The organism is Variovorax sp. LG9.2, assembly GCF_035018885.1.
Lineage (GTDB): Bacteria > Pseudomonadota > Gammaproteobacteria > Burkholderiales > Burkholderiaceae_C > Variovorax.
This window is the reverse complement of sequence record NZ_JASJXB010000010.1, coordinates 166,947-176,576: the sequence shown is the minus strand read 5'-3', so window position 1 is coordinate 176,576 and position 9,630 is coordinate 166,947. Positions and strand designations below refer to the sequence as shown.

At 65.3% G+C, this 9,630-nt stretch carries 2 protein-coding genes and 1 pseudogene; 1 reads left to right on the top strand and 2 read right to left on the bottom strand.

The features are described 5' to 3' along the window. Positions 1-72: 72 nt before the first annotated feature. Positions 73-300: pseudogene (locus tag QN413_RS13125) on the top strand (LysR substrate-binding domain-containing protein); the annotation flags it as partial. 28 nt (positions 301-328) lie between these two features. Here the strand turns inward: QN413_RS13125 and QN413_RS13120 are convergent. After that, positions 329-4,840: a hypothetical protein gene (locus QN413_RS13120; protein ID WP_323497036.1), complete on the bottom strand. Its 4,512-nt coding sequence runs from the start codon at positions 4,838-4,840 to the stop codon at positions 329-331. A 162-nt stretch (positions 4,841-5,002) separates the two neighbouring features. Continuing rightward, positions 5,003-9,535, bottom strand: coding sequence for a hypothetical protein (locus QN413_RS13115; protein ID WP_323497035.1), 4,533 nt, complete (start codon positions 9,533-9,535; stop codon positions 5,003-5,005). Positions 9,536-9,630: the final 95 nt, after the last annotated feature.

Sequence of the window (9,630 nt, the reverse complement as noted above, 5' to 3'; positions counted from 1 at the left end):
GACCCTGTTGTAGTGGAGCGTTTGATGCGCGGCCCTATATGGATCAACACGTTACGCGTTTAACTGTCGAACTCGGGGGTGCTGGGCGGCTTCGGCATTTCGCAGTGCATCACTTACGTGGCCGAGCCCTACCTGGCGAGCGGCGAGCTGGTGCGGGTGCTGCCGGATTGGACCGTGCCGCCGTTACCGGTGCATGTGGTCTACCCGCCCAACCGGCACCTGAGCGCAAAGGTACGTGCCTTCGTCGACTGGGCGGCTGATCTGTTTGCGAAGAACCCGAAGCTGCAAGGGCACAGCTGAAGGCCGGAAGGCATCGACCGCGCTGGCCTCAGTTGACCTTGACCTGAAACAGCACGGTGCCGGTGCCGCCCGGTGCCAGCGAGCCGGTGAACTTCCAATCGAGGGGGCCGGTGCCGCCAGTGGCTTGCGCTGTCGGGCATGTGACGGTCGCTGCGGGCAGCGGGTTGGCTGGCGTGGTCTTCACGCAGGCCGTCAGCGTGCTCGGCGTGCTACCGGCCAGGGCGCTCACGAAGCTCGAGTAGGCCGGCGTCGTGTCGTTGATCGCCAGGGTGCTGATCGGTGCGGCGGCGTTGTTGGTGTAGGTGATGCGATATTCCAGCGTCTCACCCGACTTGGCCTGGTTGTTGATGCCGAAGACGCCGGCCTGCGTCACGTTGCGCACTTCCTTTTTAAGATCGAGCGCGGCGCTGCTGACCTTGGTCACATCCGTCACCTGGTAACTGGCCGACAGCGCTGGGGCGGCGTTGGTGAAGGCGAAGCCTGCCTGCACCGTGACGGTATCGATGTAGCCGCTCTGCGCCGTCGCCGGGATGAACTCCTGCATCACGATGCAGACCTGCTGGCCTGCCACCACTGTCGTCGGCGCCGCTGGCGGGTACAACACTGCAGCGCCTGCTTGCAGCGTGCCGGTGCAACCAACATCGTTAAGAACCTTCTCGTTCCAGCCATTGAGGGTCGGGGTCGTCACCGACGACGCAATCGAGAAACTCACCACGCCGCCGGTCTGCGCAGTAAAGGTGTGGGCATAGACCACCGTGTTGCCGGGCAGACCGGTCTTGACACCATCGGCAGCAAACGTATTGGCGTCGACGTCTCCGAAGTTCAGTCCACTGTGCCCGGCGCCGTTAAATGCGAAGGCGATGCGGTCGGGCGCGCCGGTGCGCGCGTAGCTGTAGCTGGTGCCGCCGACCGTCACGGCGAAGCCTGAGGGCAAGGCCGTGGTGCTGACCGAAGCGCCGGTGGAAACGCGCACGCCCGGGTTGGTTTCTTCCACGCACAGTGGCGCCCCTGCTGCGACGCTGCCGGGCACGATCAAGGCGTAGCTGCCACTTGCGCTCGTGGGACCCTGCGCATACACCGTGCCGGAACAGTTGGTCAGCCTGACGATTACGCCGGCCATGCCCGCTTCGCTGCCGTTCATGACCCCGTCGTTCGGCATCCCGCTGCCCACGCCGTTGTCGGTGAAGACGCGGCCCGTGATGCTGAAGCCGAAGGCGTTGATGAAGGTGCAGCTGAACGCCGCGCCGTTGACCATGTTGGCCGCCGGAATGCTCAGCACATTGCCGGACAGCGTACCTAGCGGCCCGCTCGGGTTGCCGCTCGTGGCGGTCTGCGAATCGACGCAGCTGGCGCTGACCGGGTTGGCTGGCCAGCCGGCGGGCGGGGTTTCAGCCATGCTCACCGCCGTGGCCGCCGTGCCGGTGATCGTCGCCGCGCCGCTGACCGTGCCGGCGCCCACCACCGTGATGTTGTCGCCGGGCTGGCTCAGTCCGCCCAGCGCGAAGCTGAAGACGTTGCTGCCCGTGCCGCTCACTGTTGTCTTGACGATCTGCAGCCGGGGGCTGGGTGAGGCGGTGTTGGTGAAGGTGCAGGTATAGGACGCACCGGCGCGCATGTTGCCTGCGGGAATCGTCGCGGTCGTGTTGGTCGAACTGATTGCCACCGTGTTGCCGGTAACGGCGCTGTTGCCGTCCACGCAGCTGGTGCTGGTGGTGTAGCCCGCAACGGCTGTTTCAGTGGCGCTTGCCGCTGCGCCCACCGTGCCGGTGTGGTTGGCGGCGGAGGTCGCCGTGGCCCCTGACGTCACGGTCGTGATGCTGTCGCTGGTATTGCTGACGCCGACCAGGGTGAATGCGAACGACCCGGTGCCGCCCACCGAGTTCTTAGCCAGCGTGACCGTTGGCGCGGCCGCCACGACGTCGGTGTCCGTGGCCGAGCACGCGCCGGTGCCGGCGTTGAATGTGCCGCCCGCTGCCGCACAGCTGCTGCCGGTACTGGTTGCCACCGTGGCAGTGGCGACGTTGCTGACCGAGGCGCCCACGGCCGCCGTGACCGTGGCGTTGACCGTCAGCTGGTAGCTGCCGCCAGCCGGAATGCTGGGCGTGGTGAAGCCGGCCTGCAAGGCTGCGACCGAGGGCGGTGTGGTGCATACGCCTGGCACGGCACCGCAGCTGACGATCGTCTTGTTCAAGCCCGTTGCAACCGGGTCGACCAGCGCGACGGTGGACGCCACCGCTCCGCTGTTGGTCACGGTGACCACATAGGCCGTGCTCGCGCCCGACATGACGCTGCTCACCCCGTCGGCCTTCGTCACCGACATATCGGGCCGGGCCGTGTTGGTGAAGGTGCAGGTAATCACTGCACTGCCGCGCATGGCCGTGGCGGGCAGGCTGGCCGTGTTGCCGCTCAGCGTGGCCAGGTTGGTCGTGGTGTTGCCGCTGGCCGCGGTATTGGCGTCGAGGCAGCTCACACCGGTCGGGTTGGTCGGCCAGCCCGTGGGCACGCTCGACTCCTGCATCGTGACGGCCGTGCCGACGGAGCCGACCTGCGTGGTACCAGAGGCCACCGTCGCTGCGCCCGTTACCACCACGGTGTCGCTGGTGTTGCCTAGGCCGGACAACGTGTACCCAAAGCTGTTGCTGCCCGTGCCGTTCGTGGTCGTCTTGGCCAGCTTGACAGTGGGCGCAGGCGCCACCATGAGGCACTGGGCCGTGACGCCGTTGAAGAAGTTGGCCGAGAGACCGGTGACGTTGGTAGTGGTATTCGTGAATGCGGCGGGATTGGTGCTGCAACTGGCATTGGTGGCACCTGCGAGATTGGTCACGGCGACCGTCACCGTGCAACTGCTCGTTCCCGCAGGAACGGCCGCATTCGTGACCGTGATGGCCGTACCGCCCGCCGCTGCGGCCGTTGCCGTACTGGCGTTGGTGCAGGTTCCCCCGATGGCAGGCACGGCCGCAATGCGCAGGCTCGACGGCAGGGTGTCGGTAAAGCTTGCCGTCGTGGCCGCTCCGTTGGCGGGATTGGTCAACGTGAACGTCAGGGTGGTGCTGCCGCCCGGCACGATCGACGGTGTCGCGAAGGCCTTGGTCAGGGTGCGCTGTGCGTTGACGAAAGTACCGCTGATGTCCGCCCCGTTGCGCATGGCGGCCGCCGGGATGCTGATGCTGGTGACGTCCGCCACCCCGCTTTGCGCGACCGGATTGGTGTTGCCAGTGATCGCCGTATTGGCGTCGTTGCAAACGATGCCGGTCACGAAAAAGCTGGCGGGAATGGTCGACTCGGCCACGCTCTGGCTGGTGTTCAAGGTGCCCATGCGTTGCGCACCGATCACGGTCGCGGCATCGACGACGCTGATGGCGGTGGTACCGGCTGCGACCCCGGCCGTGGTCGTGAGGCCAGCGTGGGTGAAATTGAAGGCGTTGGTGCCCGTGCTGCCGGCCGTCGTTGTCTTGACCATCTTGACCAGTGGCGCATTCCATTGCACCACCACGCGACCGTTGCCCCCCTGAGCGCCAGACCCATTGCCTACCGCCGTGGGCTGCGCTGCGGCACCACCGTAATAGGTGTCGCCGCTATTGGGGGCCCCGCCGCTACTCGGCGCTTGCACCCAAGGGGCGGTGGCAAAAGAACCGGAACCGCCGAGGATGTAGGCCGACAGGAAGCTCGAGCCCCCGCCGCCCGCCGTGTCGTCGCACCGGTTGGTGGCAGAGCCGCCACCGCCGCCGTAATAGCCAGCGCCGCCACCCGAACTGTCGCCCCCGCCGCCCATGCCTGCCGCTGACGAGGAGCCAAGCCCGCCGTACCATTTGCTGCCGTTGGTGGAATTGCTGCCGGCAAGAACCGCCGAGCCGGTGCCCTTGGACCCGCCCCCAGACTGGGTACCGCCCCCCGCAGGGGTGTAAATGCTGGCGATGCACGTCGCACCGCCCCCGGGATTCATGCCACTGGTGCCGCCAGTCGACCCTGTCAGGCCGCCGCCGGAGCCCGGACTGTCGCCCCACGATGAGGCATCCGCACCACCGCCGCCGCCCGCCACGATGATGGGATCAGCGCTGCCGTTAACGCTCCCATACAGTGCGCCGAAAGGCGAGGCGCCGTAGAAAATACCGGACAAACCGCCGCCCTGCGAGTGAAAAAACACGGCGCCCGTAGTGGGATTGCGCGTGCCACCGCCTCCATAGGGCGTGGTCAATGCCGCCCCATTGGGAAAGTATCGGCCGCCATCGCCCACCACCAAGTACAGGGTCGTGCCATTGGCAACAAAGCCGCCTTTGGCAAAGGCGCCAGCGCCACCGTAACCTCCGTAGCCGCTGTTGCCAAACTCACTGACATTGACCCAATAGCCCGTCGCTCCCGCCGCGCCCCAGACGCGGGACTCGACGTAATTGCCCGCCGGGACGGCGAGGGTCTGGTCACCGCCGGAATTGGTCACCACCCTGCAGTTGTTGTAAGCAGCGCCCGCCCCGGGTTGCCCTGCCGGCACCGTGCCGCTCGGCGTGCAGGACGTGACCGCCGCCTGTGCTGGCAGCGCGAACATGGTGGAAGCCGCTACCGTCCAAGCAACCGCAACCAGCCGGCGCCGCATGGCCGCGACGAAATGCGGGCTACGCCACACGTGACTGGTTAACGACCTGAAGCCAGTAACCAGCTTCCTTCGATTTGGAGTGCGTTCGCATCCGGTGTTCTACCTTGGTGAATATCAGTTGACCTTCACCTGGAACAGCACCGCACCGGTGCCGCCCGGTGCCAGCGAGCCGGTGAACTTCCAGTCGAGAGGGCCGGTGCCACCCACGGCCTGCGCCGTGGGGCATGCGACGGTCGCTGCCGGCAGCGGGTTGGCCGGCGTGTTCTTTGCGCAGGCCGTCAGCGTGACCGGCGTGCTCTCCAGCAGGGCGCTCACGAAGGTCGAGTAGGCGGGCGTCGTGTCGTTGATCGCCAGCGTGCTGATCGGTGCAGCGGCGTTGTTGGTATAGGAGATGCGGTACTCCAGCGTCTCACCCGACTTGGCCTGGTTGTTGACGCCGAACACACCGCCTTGGGTGACGTTGCGCACTTCCTTTTTCAAGTCCAGTGCACTGCTTCCGACCGTGGTCACGTCGGTTACCTGGTAGCTGGCAGAAAGCGTGGGTGCTGCATTGGTGAAGTTGAAATCAGCTTCCAATTTGACCGTATTGACGTGGCCGTTTTGCGCCGTCGCCGGGATGAACTCCTGCATCACGATGCAGACCTGCTGACCTGCCACCACTGTCATCGGCGCCGCTGGCGGGTACAACACTGCAGCGCCTGCTTGCAGCGTGCCGGTGCAACCGACATCGGCAAAGACCTTCTCGTTCCAGCCGGCGAGGGTCGGCGCTGCGACTGCGGATGCAATCGTGAAACTCACCGAGCCGCCCGTCTGCGCGGTGAAGGTGTGGGAGTAGCTGACGGTGTTGCCGGGCTGACCGCCCTTAGTGCCATCGGCGACAAAAGTGTTGGGGTCGACATCGCCGAAGTTCAACCCGGCATGACCGGTGCCGTTCCACGCGAAGGCGATGCGGTCAGGTGTGCCGGTGCGGGTGTAGGTGTAGCTGGTTCCGCTTGCGGTCACGGTTGCACCGGAAGGTAGCGCCGTGCTGCCGTAAGAGGCGCCGGTCGAGATCCGCGTAGCCGGGTTGGTTTCCTCCACGCACAGCAGGCTGCCCACTGGCAGGGACGAGTTGACCCCTATCTTGAAGCCGCCGGTTCCATCGGTGATGGTCGTGCCGTAGATGATCGCCGCGCAGTTCGTCAGCTTGATGCCGACGCTTGCCACGCCGACCTCCGCGCCGTTGATCAAACCATCGTTAGCTGTGCCTCCGCCCGCGCCGTTGTCGGTGAAAACTCGCCCCGACACGTTCAGGTTGGTGCCCGGCGTGGTCACGGTACAGGCGCTACAGGTACCCACCGAGGTCGTCACGGTATTGACGATCGTCGTGGTGCCCACCGGCAGCGGGTTGACCACCGTCACGGTGAAGGGAGTCGTGACACTGCCAGGGGCTGTGGTGATGCTCAAGGTGCAGACGATGCCGGCCGCCGAGCCGGTGGCGCATGACCACCCTTCGCCCGACCCGGTGTAGTTGGTATGGTCCGGTACGGTCTCGCTCAACACAGTCGTACTGCTGCTGCCGCCCGTATTGCGGACAACGATGTTGTAGAGGAAGACGTCTCCGCCCGCCACCGTGGCGGTGCCGGTCGTCACCGTGCCGTTGACCTTGACGAGCGCCTTGGACGTATCGAGAACCGCCACGGTCGGGTTGCTCACGCTGCAACTGCTGCAGGTGCCGGTGGAGGCAGTGACGCTGTTGGCGATGCTCGCCGTGCCCACCGGGAGCGGATTGAACACGGTGACGCGGTAGCCCAGCAACGTGGTGGCACCTGCTGCCACGGTCACTGTCTGGGTGCACGCCGTGCCGCTTGCCGCGCCATTGGCACAGGACCAGCCCACGCTCGGGGCCGCGGTGCTGAAGACGGTGTTGGCCGGAACGGTGTCGGTCAGAGTAGTCGGGCCTGACGAGCCGCCGGTGTTGGTCACGCTGATCTGATAGTCCAGGATGTCGCCCGCCTTCACAGAGGCACCCGGCGTGGCCGCAACGCCGTTAATGCCCTGCAGCACTTTAGTGGTGTTGAGAATCGCAGGAGGGGCGGCCACGGGGGTGTTGGTGTAAGTGCAGGTAATCGACGGCTCGACCGACGACACCGTGAAGTTCACCGGCGGCGTGGCATTGGTCACCGGCGATGCCGTGTTGTTGCAACTCACCGTCGTCGTGTAGTTGGCCTGGCTGCCGGTGGTGAAGTTCTCCGCCAGCAGCCTGATGGTGTTCCCCTGGGTGACAAAGACCGATGCGCCAGTGGTCGGCGTGCTTCCACCCAGGGCGTCCGCAGTGAGCGTGGGATTAGACGGGCTGCCTGAGAAAGTGCCGCCGGTGGTGGTCGCCGTAATGGCGTCGTTGGGGGTGATGTTGCCGGCAAATACCTTCCTCAACCGCAGCCTGAAAAAGTTGAGAGGCTTGGGGGTGTTGGTGTAGGTGCAAGCGATCGGCTGACCGTTGTCGGCCGCGCGTATCACCAAGGTGTTGTTCACCTGGCCGTCGGTGCCACTCAAGGTGCCCCCCGTACACGACAGCGCCGTGGTGTAGTTGGCGGCACTGGACGCCGGGGTGAACGTCTCTGCCGGCAAGTTGATGGTGTTGCCCACCGTCACCGCAGCAGGGCTGCCGGTCGTCGTGGTGGGCGAGGCCGCAGCGGTTGCGGTCGACGACACGGTGGGGTTGGTGCTGCCGCCCGTGGTGGTCACCGTGATCTGGTCGCCCGCGGTCGAGTTGGCGGCCCATGTCTTGTTCAGTTGGAGCGTGGTCGGGGCCGTGTTGATGATGTCGCAGCGGATGAACTCGCTGTTGCCCGAGATGAAGCCACTGGGCGCCGTCAGCGTCCAGCTGCCGGGCACGCCGACCGTCGTGGCGTACGCCAAATTGTTGCCGTCTCTGCAGCTGATGGTGGGGGTGTAGTTGGACAGCGAGGTTCCTGAGCCAGCCGTCTCACTCAATGTCACTGTCTGACCGGCGTTGACCACGACAAAAGGAGTGCCGCCCCCGCCACTGGCGTAGGTGGCAGGCGCTGTCACGTCGGCATTGCCTGGCTGGCTGTTGACGCCGCTGATGCGCAAGGTGAAGTTGCCCGAATCGCGCGCCACACCGACGAATGTCTTGTTGAGCGTGACCTGGGGCTGCTCGTTGGTGAAGACGCACTGGATGTTGGCGCCCAGCACCATGTTGGCGGCCGGGACGGTGTAGGTGGCAGTGGCGTTGTTGGAAACAATCGGAATCGTCGCCGGGTTGCCCGAGTTGGCTGCGTTCAGATCGGTACACACCGCCGATGCGGGTGCGCTGGGCCAGTTGGCGGTAGTCGCCTCGGTGATGGTCACCGCCGCACCCACGGTGCCGCGATGTTCCTGCGCCGCGTATTGCGTGACCACCGAGTTGTTCGGGGTGAACGCGAGCGCCGCGCTGCCATTGGTGGCGCCGCTCACGGTGAAGTTGAACGTAGGTGACTGTGAACCAGGACGCGCTGCCTTGGCCAACACCAACACCGGCAGTGCGGCATTGGTCAGGGTGCAGGTCAGCGTGCCATTGCCGCTGCTGGCAGGAACCGTCACGGTGCCGCCCTGGGCGATGTTATTGAGGGTGGTGGTGCCGTCGGTACAGGAGTAGACCGGCGCCGCGGCACCAATGCCAAAGCGCGCGGCCCCCGCTCCCAGGGTTTCAACGGGAAGCGTGAGCGTGGCACCCACCGCCGCCGTACCCGGCGTGCTGCTGGTGCTGTTGTTGCTCGGCGGCGTCGCGCCCGACGTCGAATTCACCACGCCCGTTGCTGTGACCATTCCCGTGCTGAGGGCTGGAATGGTGGTTGTGCTGGTGGTGCCGTTGTTGTCGGTACCGTTGCGCCAGGTCTTCTGCAAGATGATCGATGCAGGCTTGAGCGTGTTGGTGTAGGTGCAAACGATCGCTTTGCCGTCGTCAGCCGCGCCTATCACCAGCGTGTTGCTGTTCTGACCATTCGCCGGAACATTGGTGCCGTTCAAGAAATTGGCCGTGGCGCCGCCATCGGCCGTACAGACCAGAACCGTGGTGTATTTGGCGGCACTGCCCGCCGAGACGAAGGTCTCTGCAGGGAAGATCAGACTGCTGTTAACGTTCACAGTCACGGGTGCGCCGCTGGTACCCGCTGTGCCACCTGCCCTGCTAAACGCCGGGGCATTGCCGGGCGTGCCGCCGGTGGTGGCGGCAATGTTGGCCGTGTCGCTGGCCAGGCTGCCTGTGCCCCAGGACTTGGTGGTTTGCAATGTGGCCGTCTTCACCGTGTTGGTGTAAGTGCAGGTGATCATTGCTGCAGCGCCAACAGCCGGGTTCTGCGGTGCCGCGACTACGTTGGAGTAGGTCCCGCCTGCGATCGGGCCGCCCGGGTAGGTCCACCCGCTTGGGGGAAAGGACGCACCATTCCCGTCGAAGCAAGTCAGGTTTGGTTTGTAGTAGGCAAGCGTCGTCGTGTTGCCGGCGGTTTCAGCCACCGTCACGGTAGACCAGGCAATCCCTGAGTCCGTCGCATCGATCATTACCCACCCGGTAGTGCCGCCGTTGCCTTGGTTGTTTTGGGGGTTGGTACCGCCTCCGGGAAATGCTGTGGTGGCATTGGCTCCGCCGATCGACAGGTTGAACAATGCACTATCCCCCGGGGGCGGGGTACCGACGACGGAGTCATTCAATCGAATAATGGGATTGATGAAGGTCGTGACTGAAGAAGTGTTATCTGCCG